Origin of the sequence: Pseudomonas sp. FW305-28 (assembly GCF_017351395.1) — a bacterium.
In the GTDB taxonomy this organism is placed as follows: Bacteria; Pseudomonadota; Gammaproteobacteria; order Pseudomonadales; family Pseudomonadaceae; genus Aquipseudomonas; species Aquipseudomonas fluorescens_AA.
The window spans coordinates 1-21582 of sequence record NZ_JACNDD010000091.1 but is presented as its reverse complement, the minus strand read 5'-3'; the positions used below and the strand labels follow the sequence as shown (position 1 = coordinate 21582).

Genomic DNA, 21582 nt, shown 5'->3' with positions numbered 1-21582 from the left:
AGCTTTTGGTCTAAATCGTGTTCATGACAGCAGCATGAACCCTTTAACAAGGCCCAGGAGTTCACATGGCGATCCAGTTCAACCGGGAAGCATTCATCAGTTCCTTGCAGCAATCCGTGCACATCGTCGACGACGCCCAGCAGTTTGGCCAGGAGTTGGCCTCGCGGATCGACCGCATCTATTTCGTCAGTTGCGGCGCTCCCAACCGCATCATGCTAGGCCTGCAATACTGGCTTGAACGCTACAGCCACACGCTGGAAGTGCGCCGTTATTTCCCGGCCGATTTCATGGACATCGATCCACCGCGCCTGGATGAGCGCACCCTGGTGGTCCTCGCCTCCAAGTCCGGCACGACCCAGGAAACCATCGCCGCCGCCCGCTTTCTGCAAGACAAGCCGTGCCTCACCGTAGGCGTGACGCAAACTGCCGAGTTGCCACTGGCCCAGGCCGTCCAGCATTGCTTCCTGCTGGGACGTACCGACGAAGCCTACTTCGGTTGTTTCATGACGCTCCAGGCCCTGATCGGCGGGATCCTGGCCAAGCGCGAAGGCTGGCCGCTGCTGGACAAGCTCACCCGCTCGCTCAAGGCATTGCCAAGGGCCCTGGCCGATGCCGCGATCAATAATGACCAACGGGCAACCGAAGAGGCACGCCTCTACAAAGACGACCGCGTCATGTATTTCCTTGCTTCGGGGCCGATGTTCACCACAGCCTATGTGTTCGGCGTCTGCGTGGTCATGGAAAGCCAGTGGTTGCATTGCCTGCCGGTGGAAGCCGCGGAGTTTTTCCACGGCCCGTTCGAAGCCATCGATGCCACCACGCCCCTGCTCCTGCTGGTAGGCGAAGACCCCAGTCGTGCACAGATGGAGCGCGTCGTGCGGTTCTGCCAGCGCTACACGGAACGGGTCATGGTCTATGACGCCAAGGACTTCCCGATGGAGGGCATCGACCCCGAGATCCGCGCCATTGTCGCGCCCTACATTGTCGGCATCGCCGTGGAACGCATCGCCGCCCACCTGGCGGTCTGGCACCAACAGCCACTGACGACCCGCCGCTACATGTGGAAAACGGAGTACTGAGCATGGCCAGCCTGATCGCGGTCGGTGACAACACCCTGGACGTCTACCTGGACCAGACCATCGAATACCCCGGCGGCAATGCACTCAATGTCGCGGTATTCGCCGCCCGGCTGGGTGCTCGCAGTGCCTACCTGGGCTGCGTTGGTGATGACCGGCACGGCCAGTACCTGCTCGATTGCCTGCAACAGGAAGCGGTCGATGCTTCACGCTGCCGGACGTTATCGGGTGCCAATGGCTGGGCGTGCGTCGACAACGTCGAGGGCGAGCGGGTGTTCCTCGGCAGCGATCCTGGCGTGTGCCGCCAACTGCGCCTCGATGCCGACGACCTGGCCTATATCGGCACATTCCCGTTGGCACACAGCAGCCTCTACAGCGGCCTGGAAGATCAATTGGCCCAGGTTCGCCAGGCCAGTGGTTGCCTGTCCTTCGACTTCTCGGACAACTGGGTCGAGTTCGACTGGCAGGCCCTGATCCAGCACGTGGACGTCGCTTTTTTCTCGGCGGCCGATCTCTCGTCGGCGCAAGCCATTGAACTGGCGAACGCGATGCGGGCCAAGGGGCCGGCGGCGGTGGTCATCACTCGCGGTGCCCAGGGCGCCCTCGCAGTCGACGCACAGGGCGTGCATGAGCAAGCCGCGCGCGCCTGCGCGTTCGTCGACAGCATGGGCGCCGGCGACGGCTTTATCGCCGCGTTCCTGCTGGCGTGGCAAGCCCGGCGCACCCTTGCCGAGTGCCTTGCGCGCGGCGTCGATCATGCCGGCCAGGTGTGCGGGTGGGCCGGTGGCTTTGGCCATGGGCGGACCGTGGACAGCCAACGCGTTCAACAACTGAAACACGCCTTGAACATTCAAGGCTGATGCGTACTGCCCCGGGCCACTCCCGGGACGGCTCTACCAACCTGTCGTGGATACCCTGTCGATGAAAAAATATCTGATCGGTTTGATGCTCGTGGCCAGCCCGCTGATGTCCTGGGGGACCAATGAAGAACTGCGTTTCGGGGTCGATCCCACCTACCCGCCCTTTGAGTCCAAGCGCCCGGACGGCTCCCTGACAGGTTTCGATATCGAGCTGGGCGAAAGCTTGTGCAGCGAATTGCAACGCCGTTGCGTCTGGGTCGAAAACGCCTTCGACGGCATGGTCTCGGCCCTCAAGGGCAGGAAGTTCGACGGGATCCTCTCTGCCCTCTCGATCACTGAAGCACGCAAAGCCGAAATTGCCTTTTCCAACACCCTCTATGACACCCCGGCACGCCTGGTAGCCCCTGAAGGCAGCCCGTTGCAACCAACGGCCGAATCCCTGCGCGGCAAACGCATCGGCGTGCAGCAAGGCAGTGTGTTCGAAGTCTATGCCAAGCGGATGTGGGGCCTGAAGGGCGTGGAAGTGGTGCCCTATCAAAGCAGTGACTTGACCTATTCGGACTTGATCAACGGTCGGCTGGATGCGGCGTTCGACGATGCCATCGCCGTCTCCGAAGGCCTGTTGAAAAAGCCCGCAGGCAAAGGCTTCGGCTATGCCGGCGAGGTGGTCAAGTCACCGGAGATCTTCGGCCCGGGTACCGGCATCGGATTGCGTAAAAGCGATACCGCCCTGGCCGGGGAAATCAATCAGGCACTCGAACGGCTCCACCGCAATGGCACCTACGAACGCATCGCCAGTAAGTACTTCGACTTCGATATCTCACCGAAATGAACCAACCGCGCGGAGCCTGAAAGCATGTTTCTCGAAGGGTACGGCTATCTCATTTTCCAGGGTGCGTGGCTGACCGTCCAAGTGGCCACGTGGGCCGCCTGCGTCGCCCTCGTGCTTGGCCTGCTCGGGGCCTTGGCGAAACTCTCGCCACTGGCACCGCTGCGGCTGGTCGCGACGCTCTACACCACGCTGGTGCGCAGTGTGCCGGACCTGGTGCTGATGCTATTGATCTACTACAGCGCGCAGATCGGACTCAACCAAGTGGCAGAAGCGTTTGGCCGTGAATCGCTCCAGTTGAACCCTTACGGTACGGCGATCGGCACCTTGGGCTTCATTTACGGTGCCTATTGCGCCGAAACCTTTCGTGGTGCCTTCCAGGCGATAGCGTTCGGCCAACTGGAAGCGGCCCGGGCCTATGGCATGAGCCATTGGCAGGTGCTGCGGCGTATCCGGCTGCCACAGATGATGCGGTTTGCATTGCCCGGCATCGGCAATATCTGGCAAGTGCTCCTGAAAAGCGCGGGCCTGATCTCGCTGCTGGGCCTCAACGACATGGTCCAAGTGGCCAAACAGGCGGGCAATGCGACCTCGAGGCAGATGTTCTTCTACCTGGTGATTGCGGCGATCTTCCTGGCTTTCGCAATTCTTTCAAGCCTGGTGCTCAAACACCTGGAACGGCGCTACAGCGTTGAACCGCCGCGGAGCGTGTCATGATCGAGATTCTGAAGGAATTCGGACCGAACTTCCTCTGGTCCGACGGTTACCGCTGGAGCGGCCTGGTCGTCACGCTATGGTTATTGGTCACGTCCGCCGTCATCGGCTTGTGCGCGGCGATCCCCCTGGCGCTGGTTCGCACCTATGGCAATCGTTGGCTGGCACTGCCTGTCCAGCTTTATACCCTGGTGTTGCGCGGCACACCGTTGTTCGTGCAACTGCTGATCATCTACAGCGGCCTGGCCAGCCTGAGCGTCATCAGGGAATCGCCGAGCCTGTGGTGGTTCTTTCGCGATGGCATGCATTGCGTGATCCTGGCCCTGGCCTTGAACACCTGTGCCTACACCGTCGAGATTCTCGCCGGCGTACTGCGCACCACCCCACGCGGCGAGATCGAAGCCGCCCTCGCCCTGGGCATGACCCGCACCCAGCTATTCCTCCTGGTGCTGATACCGAGCATGCTGCGCCGAGCACTCCCGGCCTACAGCAACGAAGTGATCTTTGTCCTGCACGCCACGGCCATCGCCTTTACCGCGACCGTTCCTGACATCCTTAAAATCGCGGCAGATGTCAACGCTGCCACCTTCAAGACGTTCCAGGCCTATGGCATTGCCGCGCTGCTCTACATGTTGCTGGCGTGCGCACTGGTGGGTGTATTCCGATTGGCTGAACGCCGATTGCTGGCTTATCAGCGATAACGATGAAGACCTATAGAGGCTCCGCGGTCTGGATGAGCGAATTGAGCACCAGCTTTATTTCAATCGCCGGATCTTTATGCCCTTGCAATATCAAGCCTTCGGACAGGGCCGTGAAGGTCTTCGCAAGCGCGGCATAGTCCAGCGGCGGTTTCTTGCCAGCATGGTTGAATATGATGGTAATCAACTTGCCCAGGGCTTCGCTGTTTTCCTCATGCAAGTCGTAGTAATGCTGTGAGAACTCTTCATCCCGCAGGGCGATCAGTTGCAACTCGGCATCGAGGATCGCACAGCGGGTATTGTTCTTCAGGGTGTCGATATAGGCATTCAAGCCATGGCTCAACTGCTCCGCCGAATAGCCCGACGCCAGGGTCGCGCTCAAGCGATCGATTTCAACTCGCTTGAAGCGTTGAGTCAGTTGCAGGAGCAAATCCGATTTACTGGCGAAATTGGAAAAGAAGGCTCCTTTGGAAAAGCCCGCCGCCTCGGCGATAACGTTGACGCTGGCGGCATGAAAGCCTTTGCTGATCATCAGCTCAGTGGCGGTGTCGAATAATTTATCTCTTGTTACTTGCTGGCTCTCTTCTCGACCTAGTCTCTTTTTAATCACGCCCTCGGCTCCTTTGGCCAGTCAAATTATGTACATGTAACTAAATGCGACGCAGCGGCTACTCACTGTATGGAATCCATCTTCGCCATCATATCTTATACGCACCTCGTTCAATCATTTACATTTTAACTTCCATCCCGTGCCATGTATGTGCCATGTAACCGGGACAATCTTGGGGCGAACGCAAGATGACTACCCAGTCACTTTCTTGCCTGGACCCAGGCAAGTCAAAACCGTTGTGGTCTTTGCCTGACGAGCTGGATGGAGTGCCTCCTACCCACCTCAAAACGGCATTTTTTCCCACCGTCCCACGGCACACCACAGCGTAAAAAAATCTGCGTAAGGCCCGGTTCAGAGCCACTGATTTGCCATTACGACTAAATACCACTTGATTCTCAGATACCGAATGGTTTTTAATTGCGCCGTTGGTGGAGCCCAACGCCTGATCCAGGCATCGCGTCCGTGACACGGGTCTCGATGCAATGGCAGGTCATCTCACAGGAGCGGTATTTTAATGGAATATGCCTTCGTTACAGGCGCTACGGGCCTGCTCGGGAACAATATCGTTCGTGCACTGTTAAAACGAAACATCAAAGTAAAAGCACTGGTTCGTTCCGCAGAGAAAGCCAAGAAACAGTTCGCCAGCCTGCCCGTGGAATGGGTCGAAGGCGACATGCTCAATGTCGATGCCTTCAGCCATGCCCTGCAAGGGTGCGATGCCTTGTTTCATACCGCGGCCTATTTCCGCGACAGTTACAAAGGCGGGAAACACTGGCAAAAACTCTATGACACGAATGTGACCGGCACCGAGCGATTGTTGCAAGCCGCCTATGCCGCCGGCATCCGTCGTGCTGTGCACACCTCTTCCATCGCCGTGTTGAAGGGCAATAAAGATCAAGTGATCGATGAAACCATGTCTCGCAGTGAACAGGAGGCTGACGATTACTACTTGAGCAAAATATTGTCCGAACAAAAGGTCCAGCAATTCCTGTCGCAGCACCCGGACATGTTCATTGCCATGGTCTTGCCAGGGTGGATGTTCGGCCCGGGGGATATCGGCCCGACCTCCTCGGGCCAGTTCCTGCTCGACTTTGTCGGACAGAAATTGCCCGGCGTACTTCCCGGAAGCTTTTCCGTCGTCGATGCCCGGGATGTGGCCGAACATCAAATCGCGGCCATCACCCGCGGCAGGTCCGGAGAGCGTTACCTCGCCGCCGGCAATCACATGGACATGAAAAGCATTTTCCAGGCGCTGTCCAGCGTCAGTGGCGTGAAAGCCCCGGAACGAAAAGTGCCCTTGTTCATGCTGCGAATCATCGCGCTGATCTATGAAGGTTATTACCGGATTACCAAGAAACCGGTACTCATCAGTACTTCCACGGTCAAGCTCATGGCGCAAGAACAAGGCCGTACCCATTTCAGCCACAACAAAAGTTCAAGGGAGTTGGAATGCCAGTTCCGCCCTGTCGCTGAAACCCTGACCGATACCCTGGACTGGTATCGGAATAACAACTACACAGATGCTTGATTGAAACACTTCATATAAAGCCTGCCTCAGTAGTACTTATTTTGACGCGCCCTATATCCAAGGATTGAAAGAGGTTGGTAAATGAAAAGCCTTTCATATAAAGAAGGTTTTCTGCATCGTTTTGTCGGTTTTTCGGAATCGTTCCCCGAGCAAGTTGCTATCCGGCACCTGGACACGGAAGAAGAGACCGTCACTTACCGCGAGCTGCGCATCAAGGCCGAAGCCTGCAACGGTACCCTGACGGCACTCGGTGTATTGCCAGGCGATAAAGTAGCGCTGGTGCTGCCCAACGGGGTGGCGTTCATCGCTTACTACCTGGCGATTATCGGGCGGGGTGCCATCCCGGTCATCCTCAACTACAAGTTGACTCCCTTCGAAATGAACAGTGTCGTCAGCCTCGCCAGGCCGACGCTGGTGGTCACGACCGAACCGTTGTGGGGACAACACAGCGAGGTATTCCAGCCGGACAACGGCGTCAGGCATTCCCTGGTGCTGGACGGTGGGAGCGAACCGTCATCGCCCCTGCCCGCCCATGCAACGGCCGCCTCTGAACTTCCTCGACAGCTCGAACCCTTGTCGTTGCCCGACGGCAATCCGATCGTCTCGGTGCAGTTCACCTACCGTGGTATCGGCAGGCCCCTGGCTGTCTCTCACCGCTACCTCGACCTGACGCAATCGAGCGATGGCCTGCACGAGCACTTTCACCTGCAGGGCGTCGGCTCGGTGCACCTGGTGACGCTACCGCTGTATGCCATTTTCGGCCTGTCGGTGATGATGGTGTTCCCTTTGAGCGTGGGCGCCACCCTGCTCATGACCAACACCCTGCTCAATCGCGACCTGGCCGAAGTCTTGTCCGAGCACCAGGTCACCTTCGCCTGCCTGGTGCCCGATGTCATCCGCTACTTCAATACGCGCCTGGCCAAACGCAAAGGCACGCCGTTGCCACTGCACCCGCAACTGATGATTTATTCCGGCGGCAGCCACCTGCCGGCCGATGAAGCCGAGAAACTGGGCAAGCTGCTGGGTTGCAACCCGGTGCTGCAAGGCTATGGCCTGACCGAAAGCATGCCAGTCATTGTCCAGAGCTCGATCGGCGAGGTCCATCGCGGCGCCATGGGCCAGCCGATCACCGGCGTGGAACTGCGCGTCGTCGATGCCGAGGGCCAGGACGTGGCACCCGGACGCATCGGTGAATTGCTGATCCGCGGCGCGATGGTGATCGACGGCTACAACGATGCCGAGGACAGCAATGCCCGGTTCTTCCGCGAGGGCTGGTTCCACAGCGGTGACCTGGTCTGGCGGGACGACGCTGGGCATGTGTTTTTCTTTTGCCAACGCCTGCGGATCTCGAAGATCAAGGCGCAGATGGTCGACCTGGTGGAAATCGAATCCATCGCCCTCAAGCACCCCGATGTGGTGCGGGCCAGGGCCTATATCGTCCCGGACCACAAGGAAGTCAACGTGCTGCACCTGTGCGTCGAAGGGACCGGCGAGCTGACCCAGAACGCGCTTTCCACCCTGCTTTCGCGCTACCTGTCGGGCTTCAAGCTGCCCAAGACCATCGAGATCATCTCGCTCAAGGAAGAGGCACATGCACGCTAACAGCACCCAACCGGTACTGGCCGTTTTCGACTTCGACGGCACATTGACCGACCGCCACACGTTCTGGCGCTACATGCGTTTTATCGTGGGTACCCGTTCGTTCTGGCTCAGGATCATTCCCCTGCTGCCCAAGATGCTCAGCGTGATCCTGGGCATCACACCGCTGATGCAAGCGCGCCTGGCTTTCATCGCCTGTTACCTGGGCGGGTTGTCGGTGGAACAAGAACGCGAGCACGCCAAGTACTTCATCAGCGAACAGCTCCCGCGCTGGCTCAGGCCCGAGGCGTTGCGGCGGCTGCAATGGCATCAATCCATGGGGCACGTTACCGCCCTGGTCAGCAACTCGCCGGAAAACTACCTGATTCCCTGGGGCCGGGTCGCGGGGTTCGACTATGTGTGCGGCACCCGCCTGGCCACGGCGAAGAACAAACTGACTGGCGGGATAGCCGGTACCAACTGTGTAGAGCGAGAGAAAGTCACGCGGCTCAAAGGCTGCCTGAGCAACCTTGATGATTTTTACATTTATGCCTACGGCGACTCATCCGGCGACGATGCCCTGCTCGGCATTGCCAACTCTCCCTTCTACAGAAACTGGTACTGATCGATGAACACTTTGAGCACGCTGGCCCCCCAGCATTTCAAGCGCCCTGGCAGCGCCCCGGCCGTCATGATCGTCGGCGCCGGCCCCATTGGCCTGTCCCTGGCAATCATGCTGAAAAAATGGGGTGTGGCGTTTCGCATCATTGAAAAGAACGCCGGACCCTCGACGGCGACCAAGGCCATGGCGATCCACTCCCGGACCCTGGAAATCTTCAGAGACCTGGGCGTTGCCGAGCAAGCCATCCACGACGGCTTCACGATCAACCAATTCTCCGTGCAGTCGAACGCCAGGCGGGTGCTGAACTACAACTTCTCCTACCTGGACGCGACCTATCCCCTGCTCTTGAGCCTGCCACAGCCGCAAACCGAGAAGATTCTCCTGGAGCGGCTGAAGGAACTGGGCGCCGAGGTGGAGTGGAACACCGAACTGGTGGACATCGAAAACCTGCCGGGGTCGGTACGCATGACGCTCAAGCATGCCGACGGCACCGACGAAACCTTCACCAGTCGCTGGGTGGCCGCCTGTGACGGGGCTCGCAGCAACATCAGAAAACGCCTGGACATGACCTTCGAAGGTTCGTCCTACGACCGCTTCTTCATGCTGGCCGATGCCGATATCCAATGGTCCGGCAGCCAGGATGAGGGCGCGTTCTTCCTGGGTGCGCAGGACGGTTATGTGGCCGTCGCACCGATCAGCGCCCAGTCCCGTTATCGGCTGTTCATCGAAATGCCCTATAACCTGCCCCCCGAAGGCGAGCGCCCATCCTTGAGCCTGGAGAACTTTCAGCGCCTGTGCGAAGGACGCGGGCAAAAGATGACGCTGTCCAATATCTCATCGACCACCATCGCCTCGTTCCAGCATCGCCGCGTGCAAACGATGCAGCAAGGCTCGGTGTTCCTGCTGGGGGACTCGGCGCACATCGGCAGCCCCATCGGTGGCCAGTGGATGAACCTGGGGGTTTCCGAGGCCTATAACCTGGCCTGGAAAATCGCTTATGTCGACCAAGGCCTGGCGGACCCGTCCTTGCTCGACAGCTACAACGAAGAGCGTTATCCGGTTGCCCTGGAAGTCGAGAACACCGCACACCGCCTGACACGGCTGATTACCGTTCGGCGGCGCGCCCTGGTCTGGCTGCGCGACCATGTCCTGCCGCTGTTGAGCAACCGGAAAAAGGTCCAGCGCAGGTTGCCGTCAATGATTTCCGGTCATCAGTACCACTATGACAAGAGTGACTACATCCAAGAATCGCTGACGAAGAAGCAGCGCAAAAACTGGAATAAAAAAGGCAAAAAACCCGAGTTCCAGACCGCCGCGCCCCGCGCCGGGCAACTGGCGCCGGATGTCGAGTTGTGGCAACTGCAAGGGCTGCCCACGAAACGCTTGATCGACCTGTTTCATGGCACGTTCACGTTGTTGATCTTCAGCGCGGCCGATCAGTTTTCGCCGTTATTGCCGGGCTATTACGCCTTGGCCGAGTCGGTGGAAAAGGACTACCCGGGCATCAAGGCCTATTGCGTGATCGACGCCCTGAGCAGCGCCGGGCTACCGGCCTGGCACTCGACGCTGCTGGACCCCGATTGGCGATTGCACAAGCGCTACCACGCCAAGGAAGGCACGTTGATGCTGATTCGTCCTGACGGCTACATCGCTTTCCAGGGCGCCGATGCAATGACGCTGGTGACGTATCTGAACGTAAGGTCCGGGTTGCTCAAGGGTGCCAGAAAAACACTGACTCGCGAGATCGACGCAATGGAACTCCAACTTTAAGTCGCTCCATGGCTACTGCCAGTTTGCCTCATTGATATAAACACGGCCCAGTCCTGGGCCGCGATTTCTGATCTTTCTTCTGTATAGAAATATCCACCGACTTTGGTTAGGAGAACCTTATGCGCATGCAACTTAACGATGTGGTGCAGGAATTCATCGTGTCCAACGGAAGAATAGCCCACAGCTATTTCTCTCTGTCCGAAAAGATCATTGAATCATTGTGCGAATCCAATATCGCCAAGGAAGCGATATTGCTGCGGGTGTTGGAACAGGCCGAATCCGTCACGGCCCACTATTTCAATGCTCATCAACAAGTTCTCGAGGGTGTTTATGCCCATGGGATCGCCACCCCCGTCAGCCAGAATGTTGCGGTGCTGGAGCCTGTTCACTCGAACCCGACAATACTGGCTCCGGTGCCCGCCGCCGAAACCGTCGAACAGGCCACCGCACTCAGCTACGGGCAATGGTTGCGCAGCGAAATCGGCACGGTGACCGGGTTCCAGGCGCAACAGATCGACTTCGATCAAAGTTTCGAAAGCCTGGGGATCGACTCGCTGGGGCTGGTGGATATTTTCGAATCCCTGGCCCAGCACTTCCCGGAAAAGAAAGCACTCACCTCGCAGCTCTTCGATGCCCCGACCCCGACTGCCTTGCTGGCACGGCTCGAAGCCGATCCACAGGCACCGGCGGTGGATGTCCAGGGCTGGGTACTCGATCAACTGGCGGCGATCACCGGCTTTACGGTCGAGCAGATCGACCCGACACAAAGCTATGAAAACCTGGGCCTGGATTCGCTGGTGCAGCTGGATTTCCTCGAGTCGGTAGTCGCCCTGTGGCCGCAGCTCAAGGCTCACAGTTCCGAGCTGGCCAATGCCAGGTTCCCGCAGGCAACCATCGCCCTGATTCAAGCGGCCCTGGCCGATCCACAGCCACAAGCGACGCCTGGCGACGTGCTTGCAACTGCCGCGACAGCCACTCAAGGACAGGAGGAAAACCTGCTGCTCAACGCCCTGTCGCCGTTGATCCCGGACGCAGCGCAGGCGATCGATATCCAGACGCCCTTCGCACAACTGGGGCTCAACGGTTTTGCCCGGGAGACGCTCTGCCAATCCATGGCGCAGCGGTGCTCGGCCAGCGAATTTGCCGGTGAAGCGCTGATGTCCCGTCGCACGCCCCAGGATGCCTTGTCGCTGCTGGCCAGGCTGAGCTGAGCCCAGCAGCAACAGGAATGGAATCCGGGTGACCGAACAGGTCACCCAGCATTTTGGCGATCAGGAGACAGGGTATGAGTGGCGCAGTAACGACAGCGGGCGATTTTTGCTTCAGCGCGATGGCGGGCGAGTTTCCGGGGGCACCGTCAACGGAGGCGCTCTGGCAGTTGCTCGCCCAAGGGCAGGTCGCACCGATGGAATCGATGCCGACACGCTGGGAAGTGGACAAGGCATCAATCTATTCAACCAAGGCCGGCGAGAAGGATCGCACGTACCTGGACAGCGCTTTTTGCCTGACCGACGACGCCTCGATCCCGTCACGGCACGAAGGACGGCAGGTCGCCATCGGCAAGAAGGTGCTTCAGACGCTGTTGACCCAACTCGCCGCACAAGGCTCGCCACTGGGCGGGGAACGCACGGCGCTGGTAGTCGCGACGTCTTGGAGCGACGAGAGTTATTTCGTCACCGGCATGTCCGGAAAAACCGCTGCGCCGCCGGGTTTTACACCGGGTGAACAAGTGGCGGCACTGGCCGCAGCCTTTGCCTTGGGCGGCCCGGCGTTATCGGTGGACACGGCCTGCAGTTCGTTCCCTTACGCCCTGGACATGGCCCAGGCGCTGGTCAACAGTGGCCAGGCGGACAACGCGATTGTCATGGCCCTCAACACCGTGCTGCCTCCGGCGCTGTTCCTCGGGTTCTCGCAGTTGACGGCATTTTCCGCACGGGCGCGGATGGAAGCTTTCGGCCAGGACGCCGACGGCATCGTGCCGGGCGAATGTGCGGTCGCGTTTCTGGTCGAACCCGTCGCCCAGGCCCTGACGGCGCAGCGCCATCCCCTGGGTGTCTTGCGCGCCTTGGGCATGTCCGCCGACGGTGCCGAGGGCTCGGTGTTCGCCCCCGGCAAACAGGCCCAGTACTCGGCTTACCAACGTGCCTATCGCGGCCTCGACCCAAGGGACGTGGACTACATCGAGACCCACGGCACCGGCACACCGCTGGGGGATGCGACGGAGTTGGCCTCGTTGAACAACTTCTTCGCCCCCCATCGCCCGGACGACCGGAAAATCACCATCGGTTCGATCAAGTCGGTCATCGGCCATCCCCTGGCCGCTGCCGGCGGCGCGTCGCTCGCCAAGGCCTTGATGATACTGCGCCACAAAGGCATTCCACCGCAGCCCGGCTACCGCCCCAGCACCAAGGTCGACGACACCTGCCTGCGACTCGCCACCCAGCAGGTGCAGCCTCTGCAAGCGCGTCCGTCGGCGCTCCGGATTGGCATCTCCAGCTTTGGTTTTGGCGGCGCCAACGCACACCTGGTGGTGGACGAATACCTGCCCGGCGACCACCCTGCCACAGATCCCGCAACCACCTCCGGCGTGCTGATGCTGGACCTTGCCATTGTCGAGGCTGAAGCCGCGCTGGGCAGCCACCGCTCGTTGCAAGCATTCCAGCAGCAGCTCGACCAACCCGCCGCACCCTCCGTCGTGTTTCCTTATGGGCGCTTCGTCGATTACACCCCGGCTCCCGGTCAGCCTTTGCTGGGAAAATTCCTCGCCCAGGACCACGTCATCGATATCGACGGCTTCGGCATGGGCCCCAAGCCGCTGGCTCATGTCGATCCGTTCAAGCTGTTGATCACCGATCGCGTCAATCACTTGCTGCGGCGCTTGCAGGGCGTGGCCGGTTCGCCCGGCACCGCGATGGTCATGTGCTGCAACATGGGCGGCGAGCGCTTCAGCAACGCCTATAGCAGCGCCCACAACTTCTATTCCCGGGCACAAGGTGCGGCGCCGGGCGTCGAGGTGACCGACGTGGCAACCATGTTGCCAAACATGCTGTCCGGCTACCCGGCGCAGATTTTCGACTTCAAGGGTTTCCATCAGACCCTGGTCGGCACGGCAGGCCTGTTCTGGCAAACCTTGCTGGCCTCGCCGCAATGGTTCGACAACGGAATCACCACGCTCCTGCTCGGCGCCGGGCGTTTTTTCAGCGGTGAAATCGAGGTCGAGCGCGCTCGGTGCAACGCGACCCAGCAAGGTGAAGGATTGGGTTTGATCGCGCTGCGTCGCTATCAACCCCAGGCCACTGACAACCCGCTGCTGGTGATCCGCGCCGCGGTCCTCGCCCATGCGGCGGGCTCGCTGGAAGAGGCTTGCCGGTTGTTGGGCAAAGCGCCCGGCCACTCTTTGCACGTTGAAGTTTGCGAGTTGCAGCCGGTTGCGACGCCTGCCAGCGGATCGCTGCAGGAAATCACCGGTTTCCTCGCTGAAGCCAGTGGCATCGAAACCCTGCTGGCGGTGATGTTGCGGGGCGCGCCCCATACCGTGATCGAAGTGCGCGAAGCCGGCAAGGCGGTGATGTGGCTGTTTACCGAGCAGCTTCGCCAGTGGAACCCGACCACTGCCGAGGTCAGCTCGCCCATCAAGCATCCGTTCATGTTGCGCTTTGCCCATTCGTCATCCCAGGAACTGCAGCAAGTCATCACGCCTGTCAGCCTGGTCCGCGAGCCGCAGAACGATGGCGTCGACGTGCAGCAGCTCAGCGACATGCTCACCAGCACCCTGCTCTCCGGGCTGCGGGTACGGGTGCGCGCCATGGAAAGCCTGTTCGCCCTGCACCGGGGCGATACCGCCCAGCGCCCGACGCACTGGCAGCGCAGTGCGGAACATAGCGTGATCACCAACGCCCAGCGCAGCCCTCAGTCGCTGCATGCCCAACTCGTGGTGAATGAAGCGCACCCGTACTTCTTCGATCATCCCCTGGATCACATCCCGGGCATCTTGCTGCTGGAGGGCGTGCTGCAACTGCTCGAACTGGCCATGCCGCCTCTGAGCGGAAGGGTCGCCTACATCAAGACCCTGACGATCAGGTTCCAGCACTACGTACAGAAGCAGGACACGGTCGACCTGCACGTCGAACAAGGCGAAGACCCCCTGGTGTTCAACGCGAAGGTCATGCAGGCCGGAAAAGTGATGTGCACCTGCGTCCTCGTCATGGCCTACAGCTCGGCATTCGAGACCTCGCCGGCTGGCGAATTCAGCGCCACGCCCTGCCGCGACAAGGCCCTGTTGCACAAGGCCAGGGCGGAAAACGTCATCGTCAGTGACATGAGCGGCATCGCCCAGGGCCTGAGCGTGGACACCGTGAAACTGCCGCCGGAACACTTCTTCCAGGCCGGCGATCCCCAGCACTATTCGATGGTGTATTTCCTCGAAGTGGCTCGCCAGTGCTACATGCAGATCGCCCACAGTCACCTGCGGATCCCGCTCAATACCCCGATGAACCTGCTGGCCTTGAGTTTCACCCTGGACCGGCCCATCCCCAGGAACAGCCCGCTGTCATTGGCGCCGCAAGCCGGTTTCGATGCGTCGCTCCAGGCCTTCAAGACCAACCGCATCTATATCGACCTGTTCAACCGGGGCGAAAAAATCGGTCAAGCCAGCATTACCGCCCAGGTGCTGAGTCAATCGGCACCGGCAGCCTGAGCATGGAATGGATCTGCCCACCCGGCATGACCGTGCCCCCCACAACCAAGGTGTCGCCGTGAACGATGTCAACGTGCAAGTCATAGTCAAATCGCCCCCTTCTGAAATCTGGAAGCTCTGGAGCAATTTTCCCGAAGCGCCGCTCTGGGATACCGACGTCCGCCAATGTCAGCTCGACGGTCCGTTCCAGGCTGGAACCCGCGGTAGATGTGTCCTCAAGAATGGCTTGGAAATGCCTCTGAAACTGGAGGCCGTGAGTCCGCACGAAAGTTATCGCAACAGCGCCCGGCTGCTCTGGATCGAGCTCGAATTCGACCATGGGATGCGCAGGCTCTCTGCCGATGAAACCCATGTCATCCATAGCGCGAAGATTTCGGGCCCGTTGAGCTTCCTGTACCGCGGGCTGCTGCGCAAAGCGCTGGCCAAGGCGATGACCACCGCACTGGACAACCTGTGCAGGCTGGCTGAACAACGAGCCATCGACACATCGGTGCACGGGAAAACCGCGACGCCCTTACACCTCGTATGAACGTCTTCGGACACGCTTCGCCTACTTATCGATAACAGCAACATTTCGGATCTAGCATGAACCTACAGAAAAACACCCGGTATCTTGTCATGGGCATCATTGGCCTGGGTGGTACCGCCCCGGCGTCGAGTTTCGCCGACACACTCGGCCCCTATGTCAGTGGCATGGGCGGCGTGAACTGGGTCGCTGAGCAGGACCTTAACCAGAACGACCTTGACTTCGTCGAGATGGAATTCAACCAACCGTTGCATTCCGGCTTCGCCACCGGCCTGGCACTGGGCTGGCGATTCCCGGTCGGGCTGAGGCCTGAAGTGGAACTGAGCTACCGCCGCAACACCCTGACTCAGTTCAATCACCGGGTCTACGAAGGTGGCGGCAGCATCGACGGCAAAGGCGAAGAGCAAGCCACCAGCCTCATGGCCAACCTCTGGTATGACGTCACGAACCTGCCAGCCCCCTTGAGCCGGTTCACCCCTTACGTCGGCGGTGGCCTGGGCTACGCCGTGCTGACCATCACCGGCCTGGAAGCCGGCGGCGTCGAGTTCGGCGACACCCATCGCGACACCGTCTCGGCCTGGCAACTCGGCACCGGGGTCGCCTACGAGCTCAGCGAGCATTGGTCCATGTCCCTGGATTATCGCTACTTCAAGACCGGTGAAGCGCACTTCGGCAACATCCAGGGCCTGCCCCAGGGCGATGTGAAAACGGAGTACAACGCCCAGTCCCTGATGCTGGGTTTGCGATACTGGTTGTAAGCGGTAGACGGAGCGGCGCCTTGCCTCATTCGCAGGGCGTCCGGTCGGTGACCGCGCCAGTACCCCAAACTGGAAAATTTTGAGAGGATGCATGCCAAGAACGCCATGGAATACAGGCTTTCCAATTTCCATCCCCGTGGCGGTCCGACATGTACATCCCTCTCTTCCAAAGCTTACGGGCACGCTTCGCCATCGTCGTGGCGCTGGTGGTGCTGCTGCTCAGTTGCATCTTCGGCACCGTTATCGGCGAGTCCTCCATTTCGCGGCTCAAGGAGCAAACCGGGCTGCAACTGAGCGAATATGCCTACTCGATGATCGATCGCCTCGATCGCGACATGAGCAACCGTTCAAAAGCGCTCACGGTCCTGAGCAAGCTGGAAACCCTGCGCAACACGGCGAACCCCGGCGAAGCACGCGCCCTGCTCGACCACCTTAGCCAGCAATTCCCGAACTATTCCTGGATCGGCCTCACCGACGCCCACGGCAAAGTGGTCGCTTCGACCAACGGGGTGCTCGCAGGCGCCGACATCTCGCAACGACCGGTCTTTGCCAATGCGCGGGAAAAGACGTTCATTGGCGATGTCCACGAAGCCGTCCTGCTGGCCAAGTTGCTGCCGAATCCTTCCGGGGAAGCGATGAAATTCGTCGATATCAGCATGCCAATCAAGGACGTCGCCGGAAATCTCACGGGGGTGCTCGCGACGCATCTTTCCTGGGAATGGGCTGCGGAAGTCGGCCGATCGCTTTTTGCCCCCCTGCAGGAGCGCCTGCCTGGCCTGGAGTTCCTGGTCATCAGCAAGGACGGCACCGTCTTGCTGGGCCCCAAGGACATGATCGGCAAGCCCGCCGGTGTCACGCTCGACGGGCGCGGACAAAGCTGGTCGGTGGAGCGCTGGCCGGACGGTAAGCTCTATCTGGCAGGTGCGGCGCAAAGTGTCGGCGTCGACGACTATCCCGGCCTGGGATGGACCGTGGTGACCCGCCAGCCCGCCGAGATCGCCTTTGCGGCTGCACGTGAGATGCGCAATGAAATACTCCTCTGGGGCGGCCTGCTGTCCATCCTGTTCGCGGTCATCGGATGGATCATGGCAGGTATTCTCACCGGGCCGGTGAACGTCATCGCCGAGGCTGCCGCGCGCCTTTCCGAAGGCGCCGATGTGGGGATTCCCTTGCTCAAGGGCACGCGCGAAGTCGAAACGCTGAGTGTCGCGATCCGGCACCTCGTTGACAGCCTCACCCGAAAAAGGGGTCAGTTGGCGGTGGTCGAGGGTATCGCCTACCGCGATGTCGTCACCGGCCTGCCGAATCGGGCAGCCTTGGAAAAGTACATCGAGGCGGTACGCAGCGAGGTCGACGTACAGCCTGGCTTCGGCGTGCTGTGCCTGGATCTGGACGGGTTCAAGCCCATCAACGATTGCTTCGGCCATGCCGTTGGCGACGCATTGCTCCAGGAGGTCGGCCTCCGGCTCCTGGCCGCTGTGCGCGATGGCGACATCGCTGTGCGCCACGGCGGGGATGAATTCGTATTGCTGCTGCGCCTGCGTACCGGAGAATCCTTGTCCAGCATGCAGGGTGCCGCCCAGCGCATCATCGCAAAACTGGCCGAGCCGGTCGTGCTGGCCGGGGAGTCGATCACGATCGGCTGCAGTATCGGCGGGACGCTGTGGACCGGCGGCGAGTTTACCGATGCGCTGGCCCAGGCCGATGAAGCGCTCTACCGGGCCAAGCGTGCGGGCAAGTCCCAGGCGAAATTCCATGACACCTCGTTCACCGAGGCCGGACATACCGGAGCAAAGGTCTGAGGCGCTAGCGCAAGGTCTGAAGCGCCTCGCGCCCGGCAAAACGAGCAGCGGCCACCGCCCTGTTGGGAACGTTCAGCGCACGGATCAACGAAGAGACATGAATGCGCACGGTGAAGGGAGAGATCTCAAGCGCTGAGGCGATTTCCTTGTTGGTCTTGCCTTCGGCAATCAATTGCCAGACCTCTCGCTGCCGTGACGTGAGCTTGCTCATATCATCGTCGGAACCCAATGGGAGCGGGCCCGAAGACTCGTACCTGACCAGCACTTCGCCACGGCGAATATCGGCGATGGCCTGGCCGACCTGGTCGGGAGAAAGGCTCTTGCCGACAAACCCGTCCACACCGGTGGCCATGACACGGCCAATGACATCGCTGTCATCCAGGGTCGAAACCACAATCATCACGGTGTGCTTGAGTGCCTGGCGCAACTGCGCGAGCTCGCTGATGGAGCCCAGGCCGGGAAGACGTATTTCAAGAATCAGCGTATCGAGAGGTTGTCCGTTCGTTGCCAGCGTCCGTACTTCCTCCAGGCTCCCTGCTTGTTCGATCATTGCGTCAGGTATCAGGCGTTCCAGCAACACCATCATCCCCTCTCGGAACAGCGGATGCTCATCTGCCACGATCACCCGGCAAATCTTCCGACCCGAGACGCGTCTCTCATCGCGTCCCATACTGCATCTTGACGACTTCACTGATTCTCTGCGCAACGCCATTGAACGGAGGCGTGACGGATCGGATCGACTGACCACGATAAGGTCCGTCCGCGGGAAACCAGTTCTGGACAACGACAACCTGTTTCGGTTGCCCGGCCGAAACCGGGCCCGTGGAGATTTCATTGGTGAATTTGCAGGTATCAAACGTCCCCAGGGCCGTCTTGATCGTTTCACGCCCGTTGTACGTCAGCTTCTCGACGACATCGAACTCGACCGCTCCCCCAGCGCTCACCGCTTTGTTTTTGTAGCTGACGGTGACGGTCTGCCCAGGTTGCAGATCAATCGGTGTGGAAGCGGGAGGCTGGTAGGTGGTGGTCACCAACGATGCCCCGGCACCATGACGATCACCGTAACGAACCAGCCGACCGTCCTTGATCTCGGCGAAGGTCGTCGTCAGGAAAAACGGCGCATTGTTCAGGAACGACGTGTGCACCGAAGCCACCGGATTGGCGCCGGCAAACGCCTCGCGCCCGAGCGCCTCGGTTTTACCGCGACTGGTGGCTGGCGACAGGTTGTCGCGACTTTCATACTCCACCACCGTCCCGGCCTGGAAATCCGCCTCGTTGGTGCAAGCCGCCGAGGATGTCTCACTGGCAGTGGCAGCCGACGCACCGGCGATCAAAGAACCCCAGCCACTGGCGACAAGGGCCGAGACGGCGAATGCCGTTGCGAGGCGCTTGCGATAAGCCGGGCAGATGCTGGACTTTCTGGCAGGTGTGCTTTTCAAAAAACAGATCCTTGTTCAAATAGGCTCGTTGCGACCGATCGAAAACCCGATAGCGCTCATAGGTTAGGGTCGAGTGCCGAGCGGCGCTATAGCGCAAGTGTGCTATAGGCTTTGCCCTCGTTCTGGATGGGGGTGATGATCGAGACTACCGATACGCGCCAGACCATGACATCATAAAGCCATCTTTTTTGATCGAGCCTGGACGTGCTTCATTCTTCAGCCTTGAAACCGTATCAGAGGCTTGTATGACCGAATCACTGGAGCGCTTTGTCCAGGCGCAAGCGTCAACCTATGACCACGCTTTGCTCGAGCTACGGCGCGGCCGCAAGGAAGGCCACTGGATGTGGTTCATCTTTCCCCAACTACGCGGCCTGGGTGTCAGCGAGAACGCCACCTACTACGGCCTGCGCGACCTGGAAGAAGCACGCGACTATTTGCATCACCCGCTTCTGGGACCACGACTGGAGTGCGCAACCCGCGCCGTCCTGGACTCGGAAGTCGCGGTAGAGAAACTCCTGGGGACACTCGACGCCATGAAATTCGCGTCCTGCATGACGCTGTTCGCAGCGGCCGCGGGCGCGCATTGCGTGTATGCCCAGGCGCTGGAGGGTGGGGTGAATGTCGACTCAAGAACACTGGAACTACTTAAGGAGCAAGAGAGAAAAAATGTCTAATTACGAAACATGGACGTTGGTGGTCCAGGTGGCCGTGGCCCTGGTGGCCCTGCTGTCGATGTACCTGGTTGTTCGCCAGGTGGTCATACTGACGGCACAACTGAAGGCGACTCAACAGGCTTCCGAGGCCCAGAGCATCATTTCGATTGTCGAGTTCCTGCAAGCCAGCCAGGCCCGCGATGCCCGGCAAGCGGTTCGCGCCACGCTGTCGACCCTGCATCATGACCAATGGGACGCAACCCATGTCCAGCATGCCTCGCTGACCTGTGCGAACTACGACGTCGTCGCGGCGTTATTGCGGGCCGACTTGATCAAGAACAAGCACATCATCATCGAAAACTGGGCGCCGAGCATCAAGCACTGCCACCAGATACTTGCCCCTTTCATTGAGACAAAACGCGCCCAGCCCGGCGGCGACCGAAAGTACTGGAGCAACTTCGACTGGCTGCGCGAGCAGTGCTCTAAGGTCTGACGGGGGTTGTGACAGTGAATCCAGAAGCCATTTTCGCTGAAACGGTGAAACGCCTGCGAGCGGCCAGGCACCTTGCCATTTTTACCGGTGCCGGCATTTCCGCACAAAGCGGTATCTCCACGTTCCGTGATCCCTCGACCGGCCTCTGGGCGCGTTACGACTCAAAGAAACTGGCCACCCCCGCCGCCTTCGCCAAAGACCCTGCGCTGGTATGGGCATGGTACAGCTGGCGCCGAACGCTGGTTAACCAAGCGCCCCCCAATGACGCGCACCGAGCAGTCGCCAGGCTGACCCAGAGCTTGCCCCGCGTGACCGTCATCACGCAGAACGTCGACGACCTGCTCGAACGCGCCGGGTCCAAGGAGGTGATTCATCTTCACGGTGATCTGGCCAGCGCCCGCTGCTTCCAGTGCAACCGTCCCTACCTGGGCGCGTTGCCCGTGGACATCGGGCCAGACTGCGACAGCCTGGCCCCCCCGCGTTGCCCACACTGCGACGGCCAGATCCGCCCCAATGTCGTCTGGTTCGGCGAGAAAATGCCGGAACAGGAACTGGACCAGGCCTTCAGCGCGGCCCGCGACTGCGACGTCATGCTCTCCATTGGCACTTCTGGAGAGGTCTACCCGGCGGCACGGATTCCAACATTGGCAACCGAGCATGGCGCCTGGCTGGTGCACATCAATATCAAACCGATGGGGGCCGCTTCCGATAAAACGCTGGTGGGCGATGCGACATACTGGTTGCCGAGGCTGGTTGAGGCGTTGGGCTGAGAGGTGGCCTGCAAGGCTTGCCCGACACCGCTGAACTGAACCGGGAGGTCGTCGCCCAGGCCGATCATGAATTGTCGCAGTCGCGTTGTTAGGGGCCGCTGCGCAGCCCAGCGGGAGCAAGCTCCCTCGCCACAAAAACGGTGAACAGATGATGGGCGCA

General features: G+C 60.2%; 20 protein-coding genes. 17 read left to right on the top strand and 3 right to left on the bottom strand.

Features of this window, described 5'->3' with window-relative positions; genetic code table 11:
- Window positions 1–65: 65 nt before the first annotated feature.
- The 5 genes from J4E53_RS20275 (at window position 66) to hisM (ending at window position 4180) form a co-directional block, all read left to right on the top strand.
- A complete protein-coding gene (locus J4E53_RS20275; protein ID WP_060741794.1) occupies window positions 66–1079 on the top strand; it encodes an SIS domain-containing protein in 1014 nt (337 codons plus the stop codon).
- A 2-nt stretch (window positions 1080–1081) separates the two neighbouring features.
- Window positions 1082–1936: a PfkB family carbohydrate kinase gene (locus tag J4E53_RS20270; protein ID WP_103309464.1), complete on the top strand. Its 855-nt coding sequence runs from the start codon at window positions 1082–1084 to the stop codon at window positions 1934–1936.
- A 61-nt stretch (window positions 1937–1997) separates the two neighbouring features.
- Window positions 1998–2768: an ABC transporter substrate-binding protein gene (locus J4E53_RS20265; RefSeq protein ID WP_103309462.1), complete on the top strand. Its 771-nt coding sequence runs from the start codon at window positions 1998–2000 to the stop codon at window positions 2766–2768.
- A gap of 24 nt (window positions 2769–2792) precedes the next feature.
- Complete coding sequence (locus J4E53_RS20260) at window positions 2793–3482, top strand: ABC transporter permease (protein ID WP_060741791.1); 690 nt, start codon at window positions 2793–2795, stop codon at window positions 3480–3482.
- Entirely contained in the window at window positions 3479–4180 is a 702-nt protein-coding gene (hisM, locus tag J4E53_RS20255) for a histidine ABC transporter permease HisM (protein ID WP_103309460.1), read from the top strand. The genes J4E53_RS20260 and hisM overlap by 4 nt, the downstream gene beginning before the upstream one ends.
- 10 nt (window positions 4181–4190) lie before the next feature.
- Here the strand turns inward: hisM and J4E53_RS20250 are convergent, their stop codons facing one another.
- A complete protein-coding gene (locus tag J4E53_RS20250) occupies window positions 4191–4787 on the bottom strand; it encodes a TetR/AcrR family transcriptional regulator (protein WP_060741789.1) in 597 nt (198 codons plus the stop codon).
- 514 nt (window positions 4788–5301) lie between these two features.
- On the opposite strand from J4E53_RS20250, the gene J4E53_RS20245 reads away from it, so the two are divergent.
- The 9 genes from J4E53_RS20245 to J4E53_RS20205 all read left to right on the top strand — a co-directional run bounded on the left by J4E53_RS20245 (window position 5302) and on the right by J4E53_RS20205 (window position 18067).
- The gene (locus J4E53_RS20245; RefSeq protein WP_060741788.1) at window positions 5302–6315 is read left to right on the top strand and encodes an SDR family oxidoreductase; all 1014 of its coding nucleotides are present in this window, start codon (window positions 5302–5304) and stop codon (window positions 6313–6315) included.
- Window positions 6316–6396: 81 nt separating this feature from the next.
- Window positions 6397–7917 carry a class I adenylate-forming enzyme family protein gene (locus J4E53_RS20240; protein WP_103309458.1) on the top strand — a complete coding sequence of 507 codons (1521 nt, stop codon included), beginning with the start codon at window positions 6397–6399 and terminating at the stop codon, window positions 7915–7917.
- Window positions 7907–8518 (top strand): HAD-IB family hydrolase, encoded by a 612-nt coding sequence (locus tag J4E53_RS20235; RefSeq protein WP_103309456.1) that lies wholly within the window; start codon window positions 7907–7909, stop codon window positions 8516–8518. Before J4E53_RS20240 ends, J4E53_RS20235 begins: the two co-directional genes overlap by 11 nt.
- 3 nt (window positions 8519–8521) lie before the next feature.
- A complete protein-coding gene (locus tag J4E53_RS20230; RefSeq protein WP_103309454.1) occupies window positions 8522–10285 on the top strand; it encodes an FAD-dependent monooxygenase in 1764 nt (587 codons plus the stop codon).
- 119 nt (window positions 10286–10404) lie between these two features.
- Window positions 10405–11496 (top strand): acyl carrier protein, encoded by a 1092-nt coding sequence (locus J4E53_RS20225; RefSeq protein WP_103309452.1) that lies wholly within the window; start codon window positions 10405–10407, stop codon window positions 11494–11496.
- A 74-nt stretch (window positions 11497–11570) separates the two neighbouring features.
- Window positions 11571–14981, top strand: coding sequence for a beta-ketoacyl synthase N-terminal-like domain-containing protein (locus J4E53_RS20220; protein WP_103309451.1), 3411 nt, complete (start codon window positions 11571–11573; stop codon window positions 14979–14981).
- Between the two features lie 7 nt (window positions 14982–14988).
- On the top strand, window positions 14989–15510 hold the full coding sequence (locus tag J4E53_RS20215) for an SRPBCC family protein (protein WP_219734517.1): 522 nt from the start codon (window positions 14989–14991) through the stop codon (window positions 15508–15510).
- A gap of 56 nt (window positions 15511–15566) precedes the next feature.
- Complete coding sequence (locus tag J4E53_RS20210; protein ID WP_060741782.1) at window positions 15567–16265, top strand: outer membrane protein; 699 nt, start codon at window positions 15567–15569, stop codon at window positions 16263–16265.
- A gap of 149 nt (window positions 16266–16414) precedes the next feature.
- Window positions 16415–18067 (top strand): sensor domain-containing diguanylate cyclase, encoded by a 1653-nt coding sequence (locus J4E53_RS20205; RefSeq protein WP_177431719.1) that lies wholly within the window; start codon window positions 16415–16417, stop codon window positions 18065–18067.
- A gap of 4 nt (window positions 18068–18071) precedes the next feature.
- On the opposite strand, the gene J4E53_RS20200 is transcribed toward J4E53_RS20205, so the two are convergent.
- Window positions 18072–18737, bottom strand: coding sequence for a response regulator transcription factor (locus tag J4E53_RS20200; RefSeq protein WP_103309449.1), 666 nt, complete (start codon window positions 18735–18737; stop codon window positions 18072–18074).
- Entirely contained in the window at window positions 18724–19506 is a 783-nt protein-coding gene (locus tag J4E53_RS20195) for a hypothetical protein (protein WP_103309448.1), read from the bottom strand. Before J4E53_RS20195 ends, J4E53_RS20200 begins: the two co-directional genes overlap by 14 nt.
- A gap of 245 nt (window positions 19507–19751) precedes the next feature.
- On the opposite strand from J4E53_RS20195, the gene J4E53_RS20190 reads away from it, so the two are divergent.
- From J4E53_RS20190 to J4E53_RS20180, 3 genes are read left to right on the top strand one after another with little or no spacing between them, the layout of a single operon-like run.
- A complete protein-coding gene (locus J4E53_RS20190; RefSeq protein ID WP_060741779.1) occupies window positions 19752–20180 on the top strand; it encodes a DUF1810 domain-containing protein in 429 nt (142 codons plus the stop codon).
- Entirely contained in the window at window positions 20173–20652 is a 480-nt protein-coding gene (locus J4E53_RS20185) for a hypothetical protein (RefSeq protein ID WP_060741778.1), read from the top strand. Before J4E53_RS20190 ends, J4E53_RS20185 begins: the two co-directional genes overlap by 8 nt.
- 14 nt (window positions 20653–20666) lie before the next feature.
- Window positions 20667–21422: an NAD-dependent deacylase gene (locus J4E53_RS20180; protein WP_103309446.1), complete on the top strand. Its 756-nt coding sequence runs from the start codon at window positions 20667–20669 to the stop codon at window positions 21420–21422.
- Window positions 21423–21582: the final 160 nt, after the last annotated feature.

Coding starts and splice junctions, on each gene's coding strand:
- J4E53_RS20275 (WP_060741794.1), top strand. CDS start 66: ATGGCGATCCAGTTCAACCGGGAAGCATTCATCAGTTCCTTGCAGCAA.
- J4E53_RS20270 (WP_103309464.1), top strand. CDS start 1,082: ATGGCCAGCCTGATCGCGGTCGGTGACAACACCCTGGACGTCTACCTG.
- J4E53_RS20265 (WP_103309462.1), top strand. CDS start 1,998: ATGAAAAAATATCTGATCGGTTTGATGCTCGTGGCCAGCCCGCTGATG.
- J4E53_RS20260 (WP_060741791.1), top strand. CDS start 2,793: ATGTTTCTCGAAGGGTACGGCTATCTCATTTTCCAGGGTGCGTGGCTG.
- hisM (WP_103309460.1), top strand. CDS start 3,479: ATGATCGAGATTCTGAAGGAATTCGGACCGAACTTCCTCTGGTCCGAC.
- J4E53_RS20245 (WP_060741788.1), top strand. CDS start 5,302: ATGGAATATGCCTTCGTTACAGGCGCTACGGGCCTGCTCGGGAACAAT.
- J4E53_RS20240 (WP_103309458.1), top strand. CDS start 6,397: ATGAAAAGCCTTTCATATAAAGAAGGTTTTCTGCATCGTTTTGTCGGT.
- J4E53_RS20235 (WP_103309456.1), top strand. CDS start 7,907: ATGCACGCTAACAGCACCCAACCGGTACTGGCCGTTTTCGACTTCGAC.
- J4E53_RS20230 (WP_103309454.1), top strand. CDS start 8,522: ATGAACACTTTGAGCACGCTGGCCCCCCAGCATTTCAAGCGCCCTGGC.
- J4E53_RS20225 (WP_103309452.1), top strand. CDS start 10,405: ATGCGCATGCAACTTAACGATGTGGTGCAGGAATTCATCGTGTCCAAC.
- J4E53_RS20220 (WP_103309451.1), top strand. CDS start 11,571: ATGAGTGGCGCAGTAACGACAGCGGGCGATTTTTGCTTCAGCGCGATG.
- J4E53_RS20215 (WP_219734517.1), top strand. CDS start 14,989: ATGGATCTGCCCACCCGGCATGACCGTGCCCCCCACAACCAAGGTGTC.
- J4E53_RS20210 (WP_060741782.1), top strand. CDS start 15,567: ATGAACCTACAGAAAAACACCCGGTATCTTGTCATGGGCATCATTGGC.
- J4E53_RS20205 (WP_177431719.1), top strand. CDS start 16,415: ATGTACATCCCTCTCTTCCAAAGCTTACGGGCACGCTTCGCCATCGTC.
- J4E53_RS20200 (WP_103309449.1), bottom strand. CDS start 18,737: ATGGGACGCGATGAGAGACGCGTCTCGGGTCGGAAGATTTGCCGGGTG.
- J4E53_RS20190 (WP_060741779.1), top strand. CDS start 19,752: ATGACCGAATCACTGGAGCGCTTTGTCCAGGCGCAAGCGTCAACCTAT.
- J4E53_RS20185 (WP_060741778.1), top strand. CDS start 20,173: ATGTCTAATTACGAAACATGGACGTTGGTGGTCCAGGTGGCCGTGGCC.